At 57.7% G+C, this 22,291-nt stretch carries 19 protein-coding genes, 1 tRNA gene and 1 pseudogene; 8 read left to right on the forward strand and 13 right to left on the reverse strand.

From position 1 onward, the window contains the following. Both K3F49_RS38630 and K3F49_RS38635 read left to right on the forward strand, forming a co-directional pair. Nucleotides 1-363 (forward strand): tyrosine-type recombinase/integrase (locus K3F49_RS38630; protein WP_234686085.1); only part of this gene is annotated, 363 nt, incomplete at its 5' end. Further along, nucleotides 347-628: a helix-turn-helix domain-containing protein gene (locus tag K3F49_RS38635; RefSeq protein WP_234686086.1), complete on the forward strand. Its 282-nt coding sequence runs from the start codon at nt 347-349 to the stop codon at nt 626-628. The genes K3F49_RS38630 and K3F49_RS38635, both read left to right, overlap by 17 nt. Nucleotides 629-672: 44 nt before the next feature. Here K3F49_RS38635 and K3F49_RS38640 read toward each other — a convergent pair whose 3' ends face one another. Continuing rightward, complete coding sequence (locus K3F49_RS38640; RefSeq protein WP_234686087.1) at nt 673-897, reverse strand: DUF6894 family protein; 225 nt, start codon at nt 895-897, stop codon at nt 673-675. Between the two features lie 255 nt (nt 898-1,152). On the opposite strand from K3F49_RS38640, the gene K3F49_RS38645 reads away from it, so the two are divergent. Continuing rightward, nucleotides 1,153-2,118: a hypothetical protein gene (locus K3F49_RS38645; protein WP_234686088.1), complete on the forward strand. Its 966-nt coding sequence runs from the start codon at nt 1,153-1,155 to the stop codon at nt 2,116-2,118. Here K3F49_RS38645 and K3F49_RS38650 read toward each other — a convergent pair. Beyond that, entirely contained in the window at nt 2,077-3,441 is a 1,365-nt protein-coding gene (locus K3F49_RS38650) for an IS30 family transposase (RefSeq protein WP_234686089.1), read from the reverse strand. The genes K3F49_RS38645 and K3F49_RS38650 overlap by 42 nt on opposite strands. A gap of 35 nt (nt 3,442-3,476) precedes the next feature. Between K3F49_RS38650 and K3F49_RS38655 the strand changes: the two genes are divergently transcribed. After that, entirely contained in the window at nt 3,477-3,893 is a 417-nt protein-coding gene (locus K3F49_RS38655) for a hypothetical protein (RefSeq protein WP_234686090.1), read from the forward strand. A 130-nt stretch (nt 3,894-4,023) separates the two neighbouring features. Here K3F49_RS38655 and K3F49_RS38660 read toward each other — a convergent pair whose 3' ends face one another. From K3F49_RS38660 to K3F49_RS38700, 9 genes are all read right to left on the reverse strand, one after another. Continuing rightward, nucleotides 4,024-4,329 (reverse strand): hypothetical protein, encoded by a 306-nt coding sequence (locus tag K3F49_RS38660; protein ID WP_234686091.1) that lies wholly within the window; start codon nt 4,327-4,329, stop codon nt 4,024-4,026. A gap of 314 nt (nt 4,330-4,643) precedes the next feature. Continuing rightward, entirely contained in the window at nt 4,644-4,916 is a 273-nt protein-coding gene (locus tag K3F49_RS38665) for a hypothetical protein (protein WP_234686092.1), read from the reverse strand. 397 nt (nt 4,917-5,313) lie between these two features. Next, on the reverse strand, nt 5,314-6,450 hold the full coding sequence (locus tag K3F49_RS38670) for a hypothetical protein (RefSeq protein ID WP_234686093.1): 1,137 nt from the start codon (nt 6,448-6,450) through the stop codon (nt 5,314-5,316). A gap of 14 nt (nt 6,451-6,464) precedes the next feature. After that, on the reverse strand, nt 6,465-10,265 hold the full coding sequence (locus K3F49_RS38675; protein WP_234686094.1) for a hypothetical protein: 3,801 nt from the start codon (nt 10,263-10,265) through the stop codon (nt 6,465-6,467). Between the two features lie 362 nt (nt 10,266-10,627). Further along, nucleotides 10,628-11,551 (reverse strand): FAD-dependent thymidylate synthase, encoded by a 924-nt coding sequence (gene thyX, locus K3F49_RS38680; RefSeq protein WP_234686095.1) that lies wholly within the window; start codon nt 11,549-11,551, stop codon nt 10,628-10,630. Nucleotides 11,552-11,632: 81 nt separating this feature from the next. Next, nucleotides 11,633-12,733: a hypothetical protein gene (locus K3F49_RS38685; protein ID WP_234686096.1), complete on the reverse strand. Its 1,101-nt coding sequence runs from the start codon at nt 12,731-12,733 to the stop codon at nt 11,633-11,635. Then, nucleotides 12,730-15,426, reverse strand: coding sequence for an ORC-CDC6 family AAA ATPase (locus tag K3F49_RS38690; RefSeq protein WP_234686097.1), 2,697 nt, complete (start codon nt 15,424-15,426; stop codon nt 12,730-12,732). The genes K3F49_RS38685 and K3F49_RS38690 overlap by 4 nt, the downstream gene beginning before the upstream one ends. Before the next feature lie 42 nt (nt 15,427-15,468). After that, nucleotides 15,469-16,611, reverse strand: a complete 1,143-nt coding sequence (locus K3F49_RS38695; protein ID WP_234686098.1) for a DNA methyltransferase — start codon at nt 16,609-16,611, stop codon at nt 15,469-15,471. Nucleotides 16,612-16,887: 276 nt separating this feature from the next. After that, nucleotides 16,888-17,535 (reverse strand): hypothetical protein, encoded by a 648-nt coding sequence (locus K3F49_RS38700; RefSeq protein ID WP_234686099.1) that lies wholly within the window; start codon nt 17,533-17,535, stop codon nt 16,888-16,890. 305 nt (nt 17,536-17,840) lie between these two features. Between K3F49_RS38700 and K3F49_RS38705 the strand changes: the two genes are divergently transcribed. Beyond that, nucleotides 17,841-18,212, forward strand: coding sequence for a hypothetical protein (locus tag K3F49_RS38705; protein ID WP_234686100.1), 372 nt, complete (start codon nt 17,841-17,843; stop codon nt 18,210-18,212). Nucleotides 18,213-18,426: 214 nt separating this feature from the next. On the opposite strand, the gene K3F49_RS38710 is transcribed toward K3F49_RS38705, so the two are convergent. Next, nucleotides 18,427-19,170, reverse strand: a complete 744-nt coding sequence (locus K3F49_RS38710; protein ID WP_234686101.1) for a hypothetical protein — start codon at nt 19,168-19,170, stop codon at nt 18,427-18,429. A gap of 190 nt (nt 19,171-19,360) precedes the next feature. Between K3F49_RS38710 and K3F49_RS38715 the strand changes: the two genes are divergently transcribed. Next, entirely contained in the window at nt 19,361-19,678 is a 318-nt protein-coding gene (locus K3F49_RS38715) for a hypothetical protein (protein WP_234686102.1), read from the forward strand. A 93-nt stretch (nt 19,679-19,771) separates the two neighbouring features. Further along, nucleotides 19,772-20,776, forward strand: a pseudogene (locus K3F49_RS38720) (recombinase family protein); the annotation flags it as partial. A gap of 531 nt (nt 20,777-21,307) precedes the next feature. Here K3F49_RS38720 and K3F49_RS38725 read toward each other — a convergent pair. Then, a tRNA-Ile gene (locus K3F49_RS38725) sits at nt 21,308-21,383 on the reverse strand. Between the two features lie 95 nt (nt 21,384-21,478). On the opposite strand from K3F49_RS38725, the gene K3F49_RS38730 reads away from it, so the two are divergent. After that, the gene (locus K3F49_RS38730; RefSeq protein ID WP_452101162.1) at nt 21,479-21,664 is read left to right on the forward strand and encodes a hypothetical protein; all 186 of its coding nucleotides are present in this window, start codon (nt 21,479-21,481) and stop codon (nt 21,662-21,664) included. The last annotated feature ends 627 nt before the right edge of the window (nt 21,665-22,291 follow it).

The raw sequence follows: 22,291 nt of genomic DNA on the forward strand, positions 1-22,291 counted from the left end.
TGGCTTATGGCCGAGCTCGATTCGCACTTTGGCATCGCAGACGCGCAGCGTGATCCAGTACGTTCGCGCCAGCGCCTATGGCCGCAACACCGTGTTACGGGCTGGCGCACGATCAAGCAGGTCATGATGTTTTCTCAAATCGTAGGGCGTGCCGCATGCCCGCGCGGCCTTCGCCATTCCTTCGGCGTCGGTACGCTGCAAGCAGGCGTGCCGCTGAACAGAGTCCAAAGCTGGCTCGGGCACTCACGTATCAGCACGACGGCGATCTACACGTCTGCATGTGGTCCCGAGGACATGGAGTTCATGCGGCGGTTCTGGCGTGACGCCGATCTGGACCGGAGGCCAGATGATGCGGCGGGCTAATGAAATCGACGGGATCATCGGCGCGAACCTGCGCTTCTATCGGCTCATGCGCGAGATGACGCAAGAACAGCTTGGGCTGGCCGTTGGCCTCAGCTTCCAGCAGATTCAAAAATACGAGAAGGCTTTGAACCGCGTCGCCGTGAGCACGCTGCTCGATATCTCGAAAGCGCTCGACATACCCATGGTGTTGTTTTGGACGGAGCGGCAAAGCGCACAAAGCGTGACACTGGAAGGTCGCGAGGCTCAATTGCCCGATGCTTTCTGAGCATCTTCAAGGAAGCGGAACCCTTCCAGGCGCTATTTCATGCATCAATTGGGCAACTGCCGATGAATGGGATGGCGAGCTACCACGTGGCCACGCGCATCCACGACGGATAACACGGTGTCCGGGTAATCACGGTCGTCTTCGCCGATATCGCGCGCGACCTGAGCGCCGTAGAGATCCGCCTCGCGCGGCGTTGCGAACTCCATTCCCTCGTCATCGACCGACACGTATTCGCCATCCCGGATATGAAAAAAGTACCGTTCGCGCATAGTCACCTTTCTTATGGATTTCGTTCCAGAAGTCAGGGAGCATCATTACCCCGCGTCCATGGCCTAAAGATGATCGGCCTCATCCTCGTGGTCAATCGTATGACTGGCTAGAAGCACTCTCAAGTTGCGAAGGCTCGCTCGTTCTGGCTTAGTTGGCGCTTTCCATTAGAAGGAATGCCACCGTTGGGTGCTAGTTCGGACACATACGAATCCCTACTACAAGAGGCCGCCCAGGGCCTGTTCGAGGCTCGAAGGATGAGCAAAGAGGAGCCTGCGAAGTGGCGCGCCTCCTACCCGCTATTGCCGCCGATGATCCAGGTGCAGGGCGGGGCGATGATTATTACGAAGGAAGGTGTAGGGGCACTACATCAACTGGGACGAATGTGGCATCAGAACGATAGCGGCGTGAAGGCATCCATAAGCCGGCGCGCCGCAGGGCAACTCGCTGTGGCTGCATTCGGCAATCTCGTCGATACTGCGGGCACCTTGCCCGGCACCGCTTCCGTCAAGGTCGAATTCCTACGGCTCATGCAAGAGCTTCTCGATAAGCAAACAAAGCGTGAGTATTTCTACTTTCCAGTGCGTCTTTTCGACCAGGAGGATGTGCCGAGCTTTTCGCTTGGCCCGGTCCATTTCTACCGGCGACACGATTGGCTCGATGTCGTCGAAAAAGTCACGGGAAAGGCGTCCGCTTGGAAGGACGAAGTTCTTCAACACTGGAGAGAACCTGACAATATCTCACCGTTGAGCCAGAACGCCGAGGACGTCGTGAAGTTCGTCGGGCCGTGCGAATGGGTCGCGACGATCGCGATCGATGGTCGACACTCCAGCCGCTCTTCAGTCTGTGCTTCTACGGCCGTCGTCGTCGCCATCGATTCCCTTGGCCTCGGCCTCAATCAGGAGACCGCAAAGGGGTTCCGGGCGCCCGGCGACAGGGTCGATATTTCGATGTCGCGTTCCTATTCCCAATACGAAGGTACGGGAGGGTTCAACACGTCGGTTTCCGTGGATGTACCCAACCTCGGGGGCAAACCCGGCGCACAAGTGAAGTACCTGCACGACCTCAGGAAACTCCATGCCGATGCCGGGAAGGCGTTGAGGGATTTTATCGACCTCACGCCGAAGGGTAGCTGCCCCACGCTGATGCGGCGGTGGGTAGAGGCCATGTACTGGGCGGATTCAACCGTTCGTCGCAACAGCCTGTGTATCGCTCGCTTGTAGCAGTTGGTCGAGAGTTTCTGCGGGTGTTTTCCAGCCGAGGGTTTTCCTGGGCCTGGTGTTGAGTGCAAGAGCCACGGCCTCGAGGTCGCCGGCATTGTGCACGCTGAGATCGGTCCCTTTTGGGAAGTACTGGCGCAGCAACCCATTCGTGTTCTCGTTGGTGCCGCGCTGCCATGGGCTGTGAGGGTCGCAGAAGTAGACCTGCACGCCAGCGTCGATCCTCAGGCGTGCATGCTGAGCCAGCTCAGCTCCTTGATCCCAAGTCAGCGACCGGCGCAATTGCTCGGGCATGGTGAAGATTGCGCGGGTGATGGCATCGCGCACTGCCTCAGCGCCATGTCCGGCGAGTGCAGATACTTTTACTCCAGCTTCCTGTTCCTGGCTCGTCACGCGCGGCAGATGCAGCAGAATGGTAAAACGGGTCGTACGCTCCACCAAGGTGCCGATCGCGGAGCTTCCAAGACCCATAATGAGGTCACCTTCCCAGTGGCCCGGCACAGCTCGATCGGCCGCCTCCGCCGGACGCCGACTGATCATGATCTCAGAAGGAATGAAGCTTCTGCCTTTACGGGCGCGCGCCCTCGGCATCCGCAATACCCGCCCGGTGCGCAAGCAGGCCGTCAGCTCGCTGCGCAAAGCGCCTCGACCCTGCACATAAAGCGCCTGATAGATCGCCTCGTGACTGATGCGCATCCTCTCATCCTCGGGAAAGTCGAGCCGAAGTCGCCGAGAAATTTGTTCCGGGCTCCATGCCCTCGCCCAGCGCCGGTTTTGCCGATGCACAGCCCGGCGTCCCTTCCACACGACCTTCGGGCCAGCGAGGGGCTCCCCGTCCGGCTTGGCGATCATACCGGCAAGCCTCTCCTGCACATAATCCCGAAGGGCCGGATTGATTGCCAACTTCGCCGGCTTGGGTCGTCGGGCGGACCGATCAGCGTGCCATTGTGCTGTGGTCGCTCGGTACTCTGGAGCGCCGTGGCGGCGCGCCACATTGCGCCGGAGCTCGCGAGAGATCGTGCATGGAGGTCGATCAAGCTGACGAGCTATAGCTCGCACCCCATGGCCCTGCGCACGCAAAATGGCGATCTCCTCGCGTTCGGCGAGCGAGAGATAGCGCTCCGATGGAGGTTTTGACGACGGCGACAAATGTGTTGGCGGCATACCGCCCGCCCTCCGGAACCAGCGTACTCCGACCGCCGGCGACACTCCGGCCTCAACCGCAGCATCCTCGCTCGATCGTCCCGAGGCAATCGCAGTCCAGAACGGTCTATAATCCTCTCGTAAGGCCTCTCGAGGTCGGCCTACCCGCACACACTTGTCCATCGCAACCTTCTTTGCTGAAGTGTTGCGACGAGCGGTTGAATCCGCCCTGGTTCGGTCAAGCTAGACGGGAGAAGAGCGACTTTATTGCGCTGGTCAAAATGGGAGTTTCGCTCGACGTGCTGGCCAAAGGGGGCAGGTCCAAGGGCATTCTCGCATTGGCCTCGGCCATCATGGCTCTGGGCTCGAAGGACTCCGTCACGTCCGATGGTCAGTCTCTCGCTTCATTCGTCAAGAAACTTTACGACGAGGGCCGGTCCAAGATCGCGCACGGTGGCAGCCTTGCCCTCTTGGAGGAGTTGCCGCTGGAGGTCGAAGTCGCCGACGCCTTTACTGCAAATATCCTCACGGGCTATGTAGCCTGCGCAGCGCATTACACCGGAACGGACACCTACGAAGACTTCTTGGCGGCTATCCCCTCCATCTTGCCGATCTTGAAGGTTGCTTCACCATAATCTGCGCTGCTGGCGTCGCCGTTCGGACGGACATAGCCTAGTTCCTGCTGCTGGCCCGTTGATCGGCATTGGACCGGCCGGTTACCGTACAATAGCGTGTGCGCTGGTTCGCAGCTCATTGATTAACATCTCATCGCGAAACAACCTTCTTGTCGCGGCGGAGCTCCTCGTCCAGGTAGCGCGGCGGCAAGCCGTTCACGAGATTGCAGGCAACGCGGTAGACCTCGTGCGTGCCAAGCTTCCCGAAGCGCTCAACGATCGGCTCGGCCCAGAACCGTGCTGCATAATAGCCTCGTCCGTGCCAGTGGTTTTGAAGTTGTCTCGCAAGTTCGGATGCTCCCCTGCGGCTTAGGGTGTCGCCCTTTCGTGGATCGTGCCGCGTCAGGCCTGCACTGCCAGCGCCTGGATTATCACCGTGCTCGACAATTTTCTTCATGATCATCCTCTTGTTCTTGTTGATGCCGTCACAGGTTGAACGGCGTTGTTGGATGTGGCTGCCATGCTAGGCGGACTACGGTTAGCGAAGCGGTAATTCAGCATTTTTAACCAGCGCACCTCAGCGCACACGCGATTTTCACCCGCGATCACCTCGAAGCAAGCAGCGCACGGCGGTATGCAGCAAACCATGGTCCGGCCGGTCGCTTTACAGCGGCCGCAACAGGCGATGCGCGCATCATCCTGTTGCGGCGAGCCCGCGTTGTCTCGCAGGTCTTCGCCGGCCGGTTCCTTGGCGCTGTGGCGCGTTTCGCTTTAATCGCGGTAGCGCGGTGGCAATCCGTTGATGAGATTGCAGGCCACACGATAGAGCTCGTAACTGCCGATCTTTGCGAAGCGTTCGTCGATCGGCTCCGTCCAAAATCGCGCGGCGGGATATCCCTGTTCATGCCAATAGCGTTCCAGCCGTCTCGCCAGCGCGATGGCGCCTTTCTTGCTCAGGTGATCGGGAGCATTTGCATACGGGGCACTTGCGCCGCGCATGCTGGACTTGGGCGGGTTGTCTCCCGCCTCTTCTCGTTGTTGCATTAAAAATCCTCGTTCCAGCTATGACGGCAGATATAGCCGGACAGCGCGGTACCCTTTCAACTTCAAAAGCTCTTAAAAGAGAACTCGTCCTGCATGGGGCTCGGGACAAGACCCTTCATGTGTCGCTCGCCGGAGGCACTCGCACGAAGGGCTGCCGCTTCGCGGCACCGCTAGCACTGCCCGTCGCGCGGGTGCCTTGTTAACCGGTCTCGCGACTGCACTCGCTTTCGGGCCCCGCCGTCATTTCATGCCGGCGTCGCTATCACTGTCCCGAATTCGGGTGCCTCTTTCAGAGGGCCTTCGCTGCGCTCCGGCACGTAGATTCATGGCGAGCCCGGGCGGACTTATCAAGGGTTACGCATTGGGACCATACAGACCGCATCAAGCGATACGCTTGCTATTCGAATTTGTCGCTGAATGAACCCTCATCCTCAAGAGCCTTCAGGACATCGATGGCGCCTGAAAGGTCTGAGGCGACCCGGCATTGAAACAGATCGTCGAGCGCGACGTGCCGCGCGCTGATGGTGGCGTGTAGCCCGTCCTCGGTAAAGAAGGCGCGACAGTAGGCTAGCGCTGCCGATGCATGCTCAAAGTCGTACAAATCGTTGCTAGTGAAGCGTCTTGCCTTGTCCCACCGGAATGCGGCATGGAGCGCGGCGTGGATGTGCAGCGTGCGAAGCTGTTGGCGCATGTGCGGCCGCTTCTTCAACGCAAGGAAGAGAAGATTTGCGCAGTGGTTCCAGAATGTCTGCCACTGCGGAGACTTGGCTTCGGGCGGTTCTTCGCCCGTTCTCTTGCGGAAGATGTCACCCATCACGTCCATCGCAATATCAGCGCCAAGCTCTACCGTGCCCTTAAGCTCAGCCTCAAAAGCTTGGGCAAAGCTCTTGATTTGATCCGCGTTCTGCTTCACCCCCTCGTTCAGTCCAGAAACAGTGAAGTCGAGGCCGCCGGGCGGCGAATGGCCCCCAAGCGTACGCATCACCTCCTCAAGCCGCATCTCCCACATCCGGTCGAAGAACGCCTTCTGGATCGCAAGCTCAGTCTCGGCGTCGAAGCCGGTCTGGCTCGGATGAACAAAGCCGAGAGCGTACGCTACCTTTGACCAGACAAGATGATGGAGGGGATGTAAATCTCCGCTACCCTCGGCACTATGAACGAAGTGCGAAACCTCCGTACCGACCCGCATTCGGTGATCGAGCAGTGACACACCAAGGCTCAGTTCATCGACGATCCGCGCGATTTCCATCCGAGCATCAGGATCGCCTTTCTTGAGAAACTCGAAGAAGACGCTGTCACTGATCGGGCAAAAGGCCTTTTCGTGCTGGACGAGTTTACGAAGACGTTGCAGCAGCTCTTGTGCCGCCGGATCGCGGTCTCGACCGGCAGCGCAGTCGCGCAGCAGAATCCAGAACTTGGTATCGAGATAGACGGCGATGCGAGTTTCGAGCAATCGCCCCAGCTCGACGACCCGGGCCTCAACGTGCTGTTCGAGCGAGACGTTCGGGTTTGCGCGATGAGCGTCGATATCCATGTGTGAGGGCGTCCTCAATCCTCAAATCGACCGCCGCGTGCCCGGCTCTCTGCGGCTTCATTTTTACGCTCCTTGGCGATCCACTCCTGAAAATCGGCCTTGGCCTTGTCGAGAGCATTGGCAAGTTCTGGTGTGTGGTCGGCCGGAAGGTGTTCAAGCAGTTTTAACCTTCCTTCCAGTTTCGTCGCGAGTGATCCGCTCCAGCTCCACGGACGTAAGCGCCGCACGATCTCAGTCAATACGGCATGGGGATCGGGGGCCTTGTTGAGCAGCTTCGATACCAGGGGAAGCCACTCATGCGGTTCGTTATTTGCAGGACGCTTGAACAAGCCTGCCGATGCCGCCATGAGAGGATAGCGGACCGCCGGATCGGCATCGCACCACGCGAGAAGGACATTATCTGGCACGACACCCAGCGGATTCTTGTGGAAGCGCTGAAAATCGACGAAGACCTGCACGGCTTTTTGCCGCGCCTTGGCGTCGCCCGAGAAGGCCTCGTCGAGCACGATCTTGGGATGAACGCGAAGCAGTCCCGTTACCAGATCATCTTGATCATATGCGTGAATGTCGTAGCGGCCGACCGCGACCATCATTTTCCGGATGATGCGCCGAACGATCGGAACGCCTTCGTCACCGGATAGCGACACCTGCGCAATTCGCCCCAGCTCCCGATCCTCACGATCCGTGCGGCCATTCTTCTCATGGAACTCGAAAGCATCGAGGAGAACGCGTCCGGTCTCAGCAACTTCGGGTACGGGCTCCCGCTTGTCGACTCCATTTGCAACCAAACGCATAGACAGGACTTCCAACGCGACCGTCAAGCCGCCGGGCTTGCTCGCGATGGCGAGGAGAAGGTCTCGGAACTCCGGTCCCGGAATCTCGTCGCCCGCGCGGCCATAACCCAGCGAGAAATATTGAGTGATGTCCGCCTTGCCAAGTTCAAGAGCCCGATGCAGGCGCTTGGCGCCTTTTTCATCCACAACGATCCGCGCCTGAAGGTGCGGAAAATACACCCCCACCGATGGGTGTTCGACGGCTTCGTCCAGCATCTTGTCGGCCAACAAGGCATCCCGCTTTTGCAGACCCGCCAAGAAGCCTCCCATCAGACCTGTGTCGGGCTTATCCGTTGCCGAGAATTCAGTTTTGAGAGCCTGCCAAATCTCGTAAGGCTTCTCTGTGGTGCTTCCGAGGCCAGCGCCGAACAGAGGGACGCGAGAACCGCCACGCACGAGGCCCGGCAGCAGCGTTTTGAATGCCTCGTCGTCGTTCGCAACATCCTTTCCGAGATTCTCGACTGTCTGATTCATACGCACCATCGCGCCCTCAAAGTCGTCGTTTTCTACCTCATCGAGATCGTCCAGGTCGACGTTGCGCCCTGATCCCAGGACCACGCCCTCTACCTTGTCGACGAGATCCTTGGGACGCAGAAACTCCTCCAATGCCGTCAACCGTTCGCGTATCTCGGCGGGCATGTGTTCGCCATCATAAATTCGCGTCTGACGTACGGCTACCCAGCCCTCGCGCCAGAATCCCTTGCTTGCGATTTGCCTCATTAGCCCTTCCAAAGCGTCCACTTGGCCGGCATTGGACCAAAGACCCCGGAATTCATGAGCGATAGCAGTGCGAACACCGGGCGCAACGGGGGCATCGGATAGCGCAAGAGGCGAGATCAGGTGCAGTACTGCGCCGAACCAATCCTGCACATCCTGGCCTGTTGGCGGATAGTAGCCGTAGTCACGCGAACGTGCGCCGAATTCGAAGCCATGGGCCGAAGTGAAGTGATCGGTCTTCAGAACGGCATCGAACGATTTCAATCCCAGCGCCCGTGGCCCCGGCTCATCGGACTTGAGCAGGCCTTCCAGCACCTTGAGCCGCATGGCGATCGGCGCATGCGTGCCGGACAGAACAATGTAGAACAGCGACGGCACGATACCCGCAGCACCGCTGTCGTCATCGTCCTTTGCCGCCAGAGCGATCTTGATCAGCAAAGCGATCGCTCGCTCGAATTGTTCCGGCTCATAGGCAAGCGAGCGAAGCAGCCGCACGACATGCGTGGCCTTGGCCAGCTTAGGTCCGTCGGCGTCCTTCAAGGCGTGCTCAATGGCTGCCAGCGTCTCATCCGGCATAACAGGCGCGACGTTTGCCAGCATCGTTCGTTCGTCTTCGCCGAGATTGGAGATGTCCGCGAGCATCCCTCCCGGGGCGAGCCAGGCCTGCACGATAGACCGGGCCTCCTTGCTGCCGTCGAGATATCCAAGCCTTCGCGAGAACGATCGCCTAAGCCGCACAGGCGCATCGGTCACCAGCGTCTTCACAATCGTCGCCGCGGGAATGTTCTCCAAGGCGAGTGCAGCAAGGCGATTGGCAATGGCGTGCGGCAGCACCGCGCGCCATTCCGCGCGTTCCTGCAACAGATCGCGTCGTTTCAGCTCGGCGACTGCGGCGTAAACTTCCTGTACGGGCTTGCCGATGAGCCCAGCAAGAATGGGCAGCTCAGCCCCTTCGCCTTCTGTTTTGACACCTTCGAAGGAATAGACCAGTGAGCACGCCTGGGCGATCAGGAGCAGATCGGGGTCGTGCTCATGCCGCTGCTGAAAGAGCCGCTTGAACAGATCCGCATCGCTGAGCTTGCTGATGGAATCGTTTTTCCCGACCGTGGCGGCTAGCGCGAGCGCAACGCGCGCGTTGCCGCCCGAAAATTGCGCTATGGTTCCTGCATCGATCTGTGAGACCTGAGGATAGCGCCGTGCGACCAGCTTCTCGATGAGAAGCAGAGAGGACGTATCCAGCGCGAAGACATCCGTTCCCTCGGGCTGATCATCGCGGATATCGTACTCGACCGTAATTACGCTGATGGTCGAGTTCGCCTCGCGCGCAACCCTCGCCAACTCACCGTGAATCTCGAAGGGACAGTTGTCGATGACGAGGATACCGCGCCTGCCGGCGGCAATCAGGTCGGAGGCAAGACCGATGGGTGGCGGGTTCGGGTCTTCGGCAACATTCGTGTAGTAGGCCAGTGAAGGATCAAGCTCTGCATTGCCAACCTTGTCGTCGAACAGCGCTTCACAAAATCGGGTTTTACCCACACCTGAGAGGCCAACCAACCGGACGACCTGCCTCGGTTGACGAAGAGCATCACGAATGCGGTTGATGCCATCGACCGCACTGAGTCCTTCGCCCTCCTTTTCATCGCCTGTCTTGATACGGGCTTCGGCGTCGAACAAATAGGAATCATCGGCTCCGCCGGGCGCCCGCGACCAGGAGCCGAACGATTGCCAGCCCGGGATGGATTTGCCGATCAGGGATCGCACCCACGGAATGAGCCCGGGATGATCACGGAGCCACGTGGCCACGCGGTTGCGGTCATAAAAATCGAGTGCGAGCTTCGATGCGTCGACGATGCCCTCGACCGCATCAGCCATCGCCTTCTTCCGGTTCTTGAGCGCCGAATGAGCCGTGGACCCCGTCGCACTTACGATGATGTATGAACCTGACGCCTTGGCGAGCTCGACAAGGATAGGACGCACCACGCCGCCCGGCTTCATCTCATCGAGAATTTCCTGTCGGGGCATATCGGGCTTCTTGACCTGAAACCCGGTCTCGGGACGCGGGATGAAACCTCCGATGCTGGCGCCGGCCGGCAGCCCTACGTGCACGTCAAGGCCGCCGTCCTTGGCCGTTTGATTACCACCCCACGTCACGTGGGACACGGGATGACCTTGCCGGCGCAGCTCGGCTTCGCAAAGCCGTGCGCTCAGCGCACGCAAATCCGTGTCATTCAGAAGGGCAATATCGTCCCCGGTGATTTCAAACATGATTCGAAGCTAGGTAAGACGCAGAGTTTCGTCAATCAAAGATAGAATTCCTCTTTGGATACCTTAGGTGCACGTCCTTACCTGGAAGAATCCCAATGTGTCGCTCGTCGGAGGCACTCGCACGAAGGGCTGCCGCTTCGCGGCACCGCTATCACTGCCCGTCGCGCGGGTGCCCTGTTAACCGGTCTCGCGACTGCACTCGCTTTCGGGCCCCGCCGTCATTTCATGCCGGCGTCGCTATCACTGTCCCGAAATCGGGTGCCTCTTTTAGTGGGCCTCCGCTGCGCTCCGGCACGAGAGTCCGTAAGTCCTTGCGGCTGCGGCGAAGTGGATCGAGCTAACATAGCAACGCGACGCGGCATCTATGACCAGTTGAACATTAGCCCCATCGTCGATAGCTTTTCTTCAAGCTCGCGTCGTTCGCGGTTTGCTTTGAGGCTACCGTCGGGATTCCGGTTCAACAGGCCGAATTCTTCTGCTAACGATTTCGCGTGATCTTGTTTTCCTGCTGCGATGGCAGAGATAATGGAAGCTTCCATACGGGACAAGGTGACGGCTTGGTCTCGGTAATCAAGAAAAGCCTGCCAAACGGTCGGAACCCATTTTGCGACGATCTCTTGGCCGATGATGTTGGCAAAGCTTCTGATTTCAGCCTGTGCATGCTTGTGCATGCGGAGCTGTAAGAAGTTTAACAAATTGTGCAGATCGATTTTCCAGTAGGCTTCTGTGTAAGTCGAAAGCGGCAAATCCTTGCGCGCCTGTTCACGCGCGATGCCGGCAGCTAGGCGCTCTTCATAAACCTTCCGAGCATGTTTTTGCAGTTCGTTTTCAGCGGCCGATAAAGTAGCTCCAGCCTTGCTATCCAAAAAACCGGAACTGCCTTGCCGGTTTTCCGTAGACTGAAGGCGCCACTCGGTCTCGGGGGTTCGTTGCGACGCATCGATAGCCAGCGAATAGCGCGTTGAATATTCGTTCACGCTCGCAGTGCGATGACGTATCCATTGACGCCACGTATCCATTGGTGCGCGTACGTGGAGTTTGATTTCGCACATCTCGAAGGGTGTGGTGTGATGATGACGCATCAGGTAACGGATGAGCGCTCGGTCGTCTTGGACCTTCTTCGTACCGGCGCCGTAAGAAACGCGAGCCGCCAAGACCACGGCAGCATCATCACCCATATAATCGACGACGCGGACGAAGCCGTCATCGAGTACAGAAAACCGCTTACCTAAAAGGCTTTCGATTGCATCGACCTTGGGACGAGACAGACGCTCAGATTGATCCATCTCTAGACCTCTGCTTCTTGCTTTTAGGCGAGCGATAGTTCCTGTCCGCCTTAGCGTCAGCGAATGATCGATGCGTGGCTATCAAATAGCAATCTCCAAGAAATTCTGGCGTTCCGCCTCTTTTATTTGGGACAGAAGCATTCCAAGCTTACCAAGCGGCAAGAGCCACCGATCGCCGATGCCAGTACTATACTCTTTTGCAAACCCCTCTGGGGAGGGATATTCAATGTGAATGTCAGGATGGAGCGCCTTCGCCAAAAAGCAAGCCACCGTCTGCATTTTGCTGCCACTCGGAGCCAGAAGAACCCGATGGTTAGTTGATAATTTCCAATACAAATCGAGCAAAATACCCACAGATTCACGGTAATCGAGGGTAGAGGCCGTCCGAGCCGGAAGGTTGGAGCCACCGGGCTCAAGGGCGTTGTCCTCGTTCCATTCACGCCTGACTTGCTCGTGGACCCATGCCATTGCCGCCTCCCGCCAAGAATGAACAGGGGGTTTTCCGTTTATAAGGAAAAGGCGCCCAGGATAGACGGTGTTGAGAAGCAATTGCGTCAATGCGTCGTTGAAGGACATGAACACGATGGCCGCGGTCGATTGTCCCTGCATTGCTACGCTTGCCAGCGAGTCCGCCCGGACAACTCCGTGAATGCCGTTAAATACGTGCAGGGAAGGTTGCTGAATCTTTCCCGCTTTCTTGGCACTCGCGAATTCGTCCTTAGTCGGGCCATAGTGCTGCGCTTCCGAATATAGGACTTCCACCTCGAAATCGGAGCCTAGACAGGCATTGAGAACCAACAGGATAGCAAGCTTCGACATGGTCGAAATATCGATCACGACCCTCCGCGCCGAGAGGAGATTGAAGCGTAATCGGAGCCGATCTTCAAAATCACCCGGCGAAAAGCGATCATAGGTTAGGACGTCGTCATCGGAGACGGCAATTCCCTGCTTTTCCAGGGACGAGCGCACCTCGGTCAGACGGTTTGTCGCGTTGGCTGGCTCATAGCGAAGCAGTATGCCGCTAGCCTTTCCATTGATATTCAGGCCGCGCGTAACCGCTAGTGTACGATCCTCAAAGCCGGGCGCATGGACCAAAACGTCGCCGGTGGTAAGCGCAATTCCCTCTGCCCTCACCATGTCAGGCAATGTCCGCATGAGGGATGATTGAAGTTGTGGTGTCATAACGCGTCGCCTAGATCGTCATATTCGTCGCCCGGCTCTGGCGAGAATTGAGCCGGGTCAAAGGACATCGAGAGCTGATCCTTTGATGCAATCTTGCGGGTCAGTCCCGCCTTAAAGGAGTCGGGGCTCAACAGAAGCTGACGGAATTGATCGCAAGTCATCGCGACACTATCGCGTTTGGAGAGGGCGAGAGTGCAATAAGGAAGCAGGAGGCGGCGAAGATATAGGCGTGGGACAAACGCACCTCGTACGCTCTTCCCGCGATTATCGAGCATAAATAAGCCGTACCGTACAAGATCTCGGTAGATTTCCTCAGCCAGTCCGCTCAACCGGAATTCATCAACGATCTCTAGCCGAAAAGCCATTCGCGGGACTTCTCGTGTATTACCGTTTTCCTTCATTTCGTATGTTGGCCCGGTCAGTAACTGGGTGGCTGCAGCAACAAAGGCCTCGACAATGGCCTTCAAATGAGAGCCGTATGTCCCGCACAAGGCAAACCCGGGTTGCAGTCGTTGTGCTTCAACCAATCCGTTTTTGACACGCAATGGGTCGGTGGGTTCGTTCCGCGTATTTGAATTCAGCCACTCTCCGCCACGATCTCGAAATGCCCGATCTTGAATCGCAGGCTCCACTGGGACAGTGATCTGCGAAGAACCATCCTTTTTAACTACGGCCTCGAACACGTCGCTCACCAATTGTATCATTGTTCTCGTGTCCCCGGACCAAAGGTTCGAGAACACGTCGTCGCCATAGTATAGCACCCGAGCTCTCGATCTTCCGCGCCGCTGAGAGTCTCCATGGACAGGTATCTGTTCCGCCGGCGGCTTACCTCCATGGGACATCCGCAAGCGACGAGCAAACTCAGTCTTCGACAGGCCTTGGTGACCAAGCAACGCCTTGAGCCCGAGGCTCGCTTGCGGCATGCGCGGTTCAATACGGAGACGTCTGCTAAAGACTTGGTCGAGGAATGCCAGCCGTTGCGGGTCGGGCAGAAAGAGCGACTCCTCTCCCATATCGACGAACTGATAGTCATCGCCGTCCTGGAGCACCTTTCCGCTCGAATCCTCGGGGAGAAAGGTGCTACGAGCTTCCGTGGCGACCTTTGCCAAAAACTCCGAAGAGCGTTGTAACAGCAGGCGGTTCAGGACCTTCTGCATAGCCATCGAAACGCGAGGCGTAGAAAAGTCATCGACGAAGAGGAGTACGGTGCGATCACCGATCCACGGGCAACACGTCCGCGCTTGTCGCACGAGTTCCGGAAGCCACCGATGCTGCGACAACTCGTTGTAGCCTGGAAAAAGCTTCCCCGCGCCTTGCTTCGAGAATGACCACTTCGTTTGCTCTAGTACTGCGCGATATCGCTCTAGCCGATCTTCACCGACTACAAGGGAATTGAATGCCGGAGGCACGAGCCATTGCTGCACAAGTGCGAGCAGCTTGTCGGTGGCCGGTTCTTTACGGCCGGCTCTGGCCGACTGCACACTTAACAAATCAGCAAGGATACACAGATTGGCATAACAGATGAGGCGACGCTCATCCTCGGGAGAGGGACTTTCTGGGTAATGGGCGAAGGCATCTGCAAAATCATTGGCATTCACATAGAGCGCGACAAACCGCTTTGCACTCTGGAGCTCGGGGACTTCGCCACATTCGACGATCAGCCTTTCACTCAACCGCCGGAAGAACATGGTTTTGCCGCATCCGCGCGGTCCCGTAACCACTGTCGGGATATCCAATGCCAAGATTTTCGAGTGCGACGGCACGGTCGGCACAAACAAGCGTTTCCACCACTCCCAACGATCACCTATCATTTCGCTTACTTGGAATTGGCCCACTGATGAACCATCCGCTGGGACTGCCGCGTTTGTTATTTCTCCATCGTTGCGGTCGACCGGGAGCTTCTCGCCGATTTGGATCCGCTGCTTCAGATCCCCGAGCATTTTCAAGAGTTCCATCGGGCTTCGGCGCTCAGCGCCTTCTGGCTCGCGCAATAGCTTGCCGAAGTCCGTTTTCATTGCTTCAAGTAACTGCCGGTCTGTCGGTGTCGCTTTCTCATATTCAACATAGGAAACCATTTGATTGAATATTTGAGCGAGGCCGGCGTAATCGTCCTTGGGGCTCATAACGGCACCGCTTGTGCCGTAACCGAAATCGGATACGTAGATCGGGTCGCGCAGCTGGAGTTGATCATCCAGCCGTGCGTTTGTCTCATCGCCGATCAAAATGTTGCCGGCGTGCAAGTCACCGTGTCGGGATACGCCGTTTCTCTCGCACTGGTATAAAACGCGGAGGATGGTCTCCACGACAGCAAAAACGAATGTCGCCGGAATTTTCTTTACCCGCGCCAAATATCGCTTTAGGTCTTGCCCCGGGGCTATGTAGTCCCAGACGGTGAATTGACAGGTTCGAGTTCTGCCATTGTGCGATATTTGGGCTGCGCCTAAGTGGTGGAAGTGAACTACGCTTTCGACGACTTGCAACTGCATGACTTTTTGCAGTTCGTGCTCCCAGCCCTCTTTCAAATCTCCGAAAATGCACTTTACGGCGCGTGATACGCCGGGAACGTCCTCCAAGTGTGCCTTGTACACAAACCCAATCCGTCCGGCCCCGATGTACTCATCCAGTTGATACCGCTCGACCGTCTTCCCGGCAAGGCTGCTACACCATGCGTCATCTCTGCCTGGTCGAGTCATGATAATATTCCATCGAGGAAAAGAGGTGGGGTTCAAACAGTGTCAGCATTTTCGGTAAACTAAAATTGTTTCAGACCGCGTCCCTTTGCACTCTCGCCGAGAGCGTCGCACATCAGGGATTTTGTCTAGATAGCTCTTTTCGAGGTGAAACTCTCTGAACGCGTCATCTTCCTTAAATAGCTGGCGCATTATCATGCCTGTTCGCCCCTTGCGACCGCTACCGCGTGTTGCATCGCCGACGACAAGCACGAACTTGCCGCCCTTCTTTATGTTGGGCGCAAGTCGCGCGCATACCGAGCGCATCAGTTCGCGAAACGCAGCTTCCCGGTCGCGCGCCACGAGCTCCAAGCCTCTCGGAAGCGACCGCTCGATGAACCAAAGCCGCAATCGATTATCCCGGACGTAATCAAGTTCGTTCATGTACGGCGGGCTTGTAATAACGGCCGATATGTTCTTTGGCCGCGGGAATTGCCGTGCGTCCACCCGGTGGATGCGTCGTGTCAAACCACGATTGTGTACCGGCCTCTTATAGGTACGCAGAATCTTCGCTTGCAATCGAGGTAAGACCTCACGCTCCTCATACAGTGACGCAAATCTATTCTTTGGGAATTTCCGGCTGCGGAGATAGGGAACAAGGTGGCTGCTTGGAAACGAAAGGAAGCCCGGTCTCTGATGATGCAGAATACCGAGCAGGCATCCGAGAAGGAAATCATCGCCCCGTTCAACGCACGCGTCGCGAAATGCGAGTGCATTTCGCAGCGTGTCTTGATGGAAAAAGCGACGGACCCAAGCAGGCACTTTCCTTAGGTCCTGCTTCGGCAATAATTCGCGCGATAATTTCCACGTTGCGGCTAATCGTTTCAACGCCGCTCGCTCGCTCTTGGGGGCAAAGAGCTTGGCCCGCGTCAATAGGACGGCATAAGGATTCCAATCGCCCGCGATTACGCCACGATTGCTGGCAAATGCTTCAAGCGCGACCGCACCGCTGCCGCAAAAAGGATCGACAATCAAATCGCCTGTTTTTGAATTATCAAGGATGAGCGCACGCGCCATCGATGTTTTCATGCGGCCGATATATGGCGCGATTTGATGGAAGGTCCAATCGGACTTTACCGTTGAACTTGCTGTCCATATCCGTTTTGTACCGCCGGTAGTTTGCTTTCCGGCAGTCTGATGGCGCGGCATTGTAATCGGCTTTTCAAAACGGAGCTTTTCCCGCAATTGGATGGGTCGGTAAGACTTTGCCCATTTTGCGTGTCAACTGCAAGTTGGCAAAAGGGCGTTACACAGGGGATTTCAGAGCCTCGCTCCGGGCGGGATCCTACCGACAACCTGAGGACCAGGCCCCGACGCGCCCGCAGCCCCGGTGCTGGTTTTGTTCACGGCATTCGCGATCGCGTCACCGTCGCTAGGCGCGCGCCTGGTCCAGTTGCACGTGCAAGCGGAAGGACAACAAAGGATTTAGGTTCCTGGCTGGCGGAAAACGACAACAGCGCCGTTTCGGTTGGAGACTGGTTTCGGCAGCAAGGCCGTCAGTTCAGCATGACCTCGCGAATACATTGCCTTCACGATGGGATGACGTGATCCGTAGTCCAATAATTCATCGGCGTTCGGCGTTGAAGCAAACTCGGCCTCGAATAAGGCCACAGGATATCGCCCAGCCCACGTCGAGAGTTTCGAGAGCGCTGCCGCTACCGGTATTTCCTGCGTGTGCAAGGTGAAGCTTGCCGCCTTTGCCAGCTCGACGAGGTCGTGCGATTTCAGCTTGCCATTGAGCTTTCCACTCGTAATAAGGGAAGGATCTCTTGCAACGCGAATGCCCTTCAGCAAATTTTCGAGCGCATAGCCGTAGAGAAGCTGGGCAGCCGGATAGTTGGGTACGCGCGCCTCGATGTCCGCAATACCCGCCTCATTTCCTTCGCTATAAGCGATGGCCATCGCTTCTTTGGTGGCAGCCTCGTGGGCTCTGAGATATTCGATTTCGAATGCCTGCTCCTGCACGAGGATTGCTTCGGCCCCGTCGCGCAAACGCTCGGCGCTGAGCAACCAGCATGCCGGGTTTTGTGCGGCCCTGAAGGTATCTTCTTTGAATTTCTTAAGGTCGGACATGGCTGAGCGTTATTCGGAGCGTTGAAGTGCTATTTGCCATCCTTCCAACCCAACCGAAAGGGGCCTCTCGGTCCGGCGTCAGACCGCGTCGAAGCTGAGGCACCATCGCCCAAAGAGGCGATTGCGATCCTGCGACAGGCGGGCGGCAGGCATCCACTGTCTTCCGCCTATCTCGCGTTCAAGGGCATGCCACCCGTCTACGAGGTGATGGTCATTGATCGGCCAAGCCACGCTCACCGGCGATGGGCAACCCCGCTGGATCGTCTCTTCCGGGCCGTTCACAAGCACCTCGCGGGAGGTGTGTCATGAGGGCGGGAACGGTCACCGACAGCGGGTTTCGCCAGCGCTACCGCGAGCTGACCGAGCCTTTTGAGGGCCCGCCCCGAGCGCCCGCGCGGGTCGGTCGGGGGCGAGAGCCATGGGAGAGAGAGCCGGGAGCCGACACCAACATCGAGCCATGGATGGAACTTGCGTTCGGCGGTCTCACCCACGCCTCCGAAACCGGCGAGCCGTTTGCCCTTATCTCCTGCTTCATGAACGGCCAGCCCGCGGCCATCATCGCCGCCACGAACACCCAAGGCGGCCGGACGCACATCCTGCCGCTGTTCATGGCCGTCCAGCCATGGATGAAGTTCACCCCGCATCCGGACGAAGCGCTCCCCGAAGACGACACCTAAGGAGAGCATCCGACCCGCAAGCGGCAGGCGTCGAACAGGCGCTTGCCGCGGCGCGGCGGGTAGGAAAGTGGCCGATCGGGAACGGGTGAATTGGCAAATCGGAACGGGATGGACGGCGGCAATCGGGGGCTGGCGGAGAGGTCGGGAAACGGTTGGTCTCGTGAAGGCGCACTTATGGGTTGGTCAAAAACGCGAGAAAAATCAGTCGTCCCGACTAGCCGCGGCGAGCCCGCGTCCCGGGGACAAGACGGGAGAGCTTCTTCCCATGTCGTGAGCACCAGACGTGGAGCACGTTGTAAAACGCCGGGTCGGCTTTTCGGATATCGGCTTGGGTCAGCCCCCTTGGAACATGGGCGGCGTAGACCCGGCCGAAGAGTTTATCGGGTGTCTCCGACCGGTTCTTCCGGGCCCCGTACTTCTCCGGCGACACGGAAAACCGGTAACCACGCGGCGGGGTCGCCGCGACATAGGCGATCCGCTCATTCAGGTCTTGCCGCAAGTCCCGCAGCACCGCCAGAAGGCTCGTCTTGGTTGTCCGGTGATCGAAAGTCAGGGCGTCCAGACCGTCGCGCAACGCCGCCAGTTCCCCCCGCAAGCTGGACGGCTCACGGTCTGAAGCGGCGAGCTTCTGCGCCAACAGTGCCACGGTCGCGACGTACAGATCGAGGCTTCGATCCCGGACATATTGGATCAGGTTGGCCTTGGCCAGGTCGGGCAGAGCCAACTCGGATGCTGCTCCCGGCGGCGGCGTCACGAAGTACCAGAAGACTTCGTGCATCGCCTGCTCGACCCGTTCGAGGTCTTGCGGGGTAAGTGGCGGCAAGCTCGCCAACCGGTCACGGGTGGCCACAAGTTCGTTGAAAAGAACATAGGCCGCTTCGCTCTGATCGCTATCCGCCGTCCAGCCTATCGACCTTTCGGATGGCGCGGGGAGCTTGCGCTTCGATCGTCCCACCATCGGTGTCTCGCATTCCACGTAAGCGAAAACTTCCGTCTCGCGTTTTTGTCATACACGAATTTACGATGCTCGGCGATGTGCGTTGAGACGAGCGCGCTTTGTTGGAAAAAATTTCTTTCAAGAAAGCGGTGCGTTGCGGCGGAAGACCGCAATGAGGTGTGCTCGTCGGATCAACAAAAAGGAGCACATCATGCAGAACGTCATCCGTATCTCTAAACACCTGATCCCGATTGAACAGATCGCGCTCTTCGAGCCGTTCGTTCCGCCGGCCAACCCGCTGCGCTCGGAACGCGAGTTCAAGGCTCGCGTGGTGCTGCTAGACCGCAACAGCGTTCTTTCCGAAGAAACGCCTGAGCAACTGGCGGACGATCACGGCTTCCGCTTCCTCGCGGCCGATCGCGCGGCAGCCAATCCCGCCATCAGCTTCCGTGTCGAGACCTTCGTGCCGGCAGAGAACTTCACGCCTAGCAAAGCTTATACGAGTCGGCTTGCCTGGCCACCACTCTGAAGGTTGATCACTTCGTTAAGCCAAGATGAAATTATAATTGCGCGCGACTCTGGTCACAGGCAGAATCAAGAAATCAGATTTGCGAGCAAGATCATGCGCGACAAAAATGCTCATAAGCCAATTACGGGCGCGGTCACCAAGGCCGTCGCATACGCGCGTGTATCGACGAAGGAGCAAGATAAAGAAGGCTTCTCGATTCCAGCACAGCAGAAATTGCTCAAGACATATGCTGCAACAAGCCAGCTTACCATCGTCAAGGAGTTCGTTGACGTCGAAACGGCCAAGATGGCGGGCCGTACGAATTTCCTTGAGTTGGTTGCCTATCTGAAAAAGCACCCTGATGTTCGAGCCGTTCTGGTCGAAAAGACGGATCGGCTGTACCGCAATCTTCGCGACTGGGTGACTCTGGATGACCTCGATATCGAGATACACCTCGTGAAGGAGGGTATCGTCCTTTCTGACGACTCGCGGTCCTCGGAGAAGTTTGTTCATGGCATCAAAGTTCTGATGGCCAAGAACTACGTCGACAATCTTTCCGAAGAGGCCCGCAAGGGCATGCAGGAGAAAGCCGAGCAAGGCATTTGGCCATCGTCGGCACCTCTAGGCTATCGGAACGTGGTCGGTTCTGACGGAAGAAAGACGATCGAAATCGATCCCAAGCTCGGGCCAATCGTATCGCAGATCTTCGGCTGGTATGCAGCAGGTAACGTATCCATCGAGGATTTGACTGAACGTGCCCGCACTGCGGGCCTAGTGAACCGCCTAACAGGCTCGACGGTCGGCAAGAGCCGCATACATCACATCCTACGAAATCGCATCTACAGTGGCGACTTCGTGTGGAGGGAGCGTATTTACGCTGGCAAGCATGCGCCTCTAGTAACGCGAGAGCTTTGGGTCCGAGTGCAGGAAATGCTTGACGGCCGGGGCGAGGCCAAAGTGAGAGGCTCGAAGCGCGAGTTCGCGTTTTCTGGCGTTATCAAGTGCGGGCACTGCGGTTGTGCCATCGTTGGCGAACTGAAGAAGGGCAAATACGTCTACTATCACTGCACAGGCTTCAAGGGCGACTGCGGCGAACGTTACGTTCGCGAAGAGGTGTTGGAGGCGAAGTTCCGCGCGACCCTCAAAAAACTCAAGTTTGGAGAAGATGAGCTGCTTTGGCTAAAAGAAGCGCTGCGAGATAGCCATGCCGATGAAAGGAGGGAGCACGACGCGGCGGTCGCTCGGCTCCAGGGTGAGTATGATCGTATCCAGAAGCGCCTTCATGCGATGTACCTGGATAAGCTGGACGGTCGCATCGATGGGGACTTTTTCGACCGTACGTCCGCGGAGTGGCGCGAGGAGCAAGCCACGTTGCTGCGGGAGCTATCCTTCCATCAAGCGGCCGACCAATCCTATCTAGAGGACGGCATTCGTTTGCTGGACCTCGCCCAGCGGGCCCTTGAGATTTTCGACAAACGTAGTGCAATCGAGAAACGCAGGTTGTTGAAATTTGCACTATCGAACTGCACTTGGAAGGAGGGACAGCTGTCGGCGACTTTCCGGCAACCCTTCGATCTCATTGCGAAATTTGACGCGCCGCCATTCGACTCAGGCGGGGGCAAGAGGCCAATTCCGCCTGAGCGTTCAAGATGGTGGGCCCGCCTGGACTCGAACCAGGAACCAGACCGTTATGAGCGGCCGGCTCTAACCATTGAGCTACAGGCCCCCGCCGCGGGCAATCGCTGAAAGGCGGCCGGGACGGCGTGCCGGGATCGTTTACAGGGTGGCCGGCATTCCGGCAATCCCATATCGCCGGCCTTGGTGCCGCTGAATTGGCTCGCGCGCGCAAAGGTGCGCATTGTGCCGATCGACGACAATGTGACGAAAGACGAGCAGGGCACGATCGACCTCTACTTCCGCTGGGGTCTCATCAAGCGGAAGCTTGTTGCCGCGGATCGTGTCGATCGCTCCTTCTCGGACGCATTCGCCAAGGGAGCAGGCTTGTGAGCCCACCGCCGCTCACGCTGGCCTTTCTGCTGGCTCTCTGTTCGGATCGAATCCTCTCCCAGTCATGTGAATCTGCGCCTGAAAAGGCACAGTGTCACTTTGGCTCATCGCTACGTATTGCACATGACCTCGGCCGTTTAGCATCTCTATACGAAACAGCGAAGTCTCTTCGCAGATCGAGACGAATGCCTTCTTCGCCTCTGTGTCCTTGAAGAAAAATGCGCCCTTCGGAGCCCCGCTCAATCGACCAGTCGACTTTGTTTTTTCGTGCAATGCGCGATGACTCTTCGCGCAAATGGTCTAATTGCCTGCCGGAGGCCCGAACAATCACACAATCTATCATTTCGACCGCTCACTAACTCAGAAATCCAGTTTAGGATGTATGGTCGGATGTCGCCAACTGCCAATCTTGGCCAACACCTCTTGCGGTCGCCGTAATACGGCTGACCGCGTCGAGACAAGACCATTACACGCCTTGATGCAAGCCGTCCGAGAGAGGTCCAGGCCGTGCACATTGTTTGAAAGAGGGTGGTGGTAATCCCTTCCAGACCGCACCCTGTTCCCAGCGGGGGCCGCATCGAGCTACGTTAAGCTTCCTGAATGGCAAAACTAGGAAACGACGCGTTC

Source organism: Bradyrhizobium monzae (assembly GCF_021458635.1).
Lineage (GTDB): Bacteria > Pseudomonadota > Alphaproteobacteria > Rhizobiales > Xanthobacteraceae > Bradyrhizobium.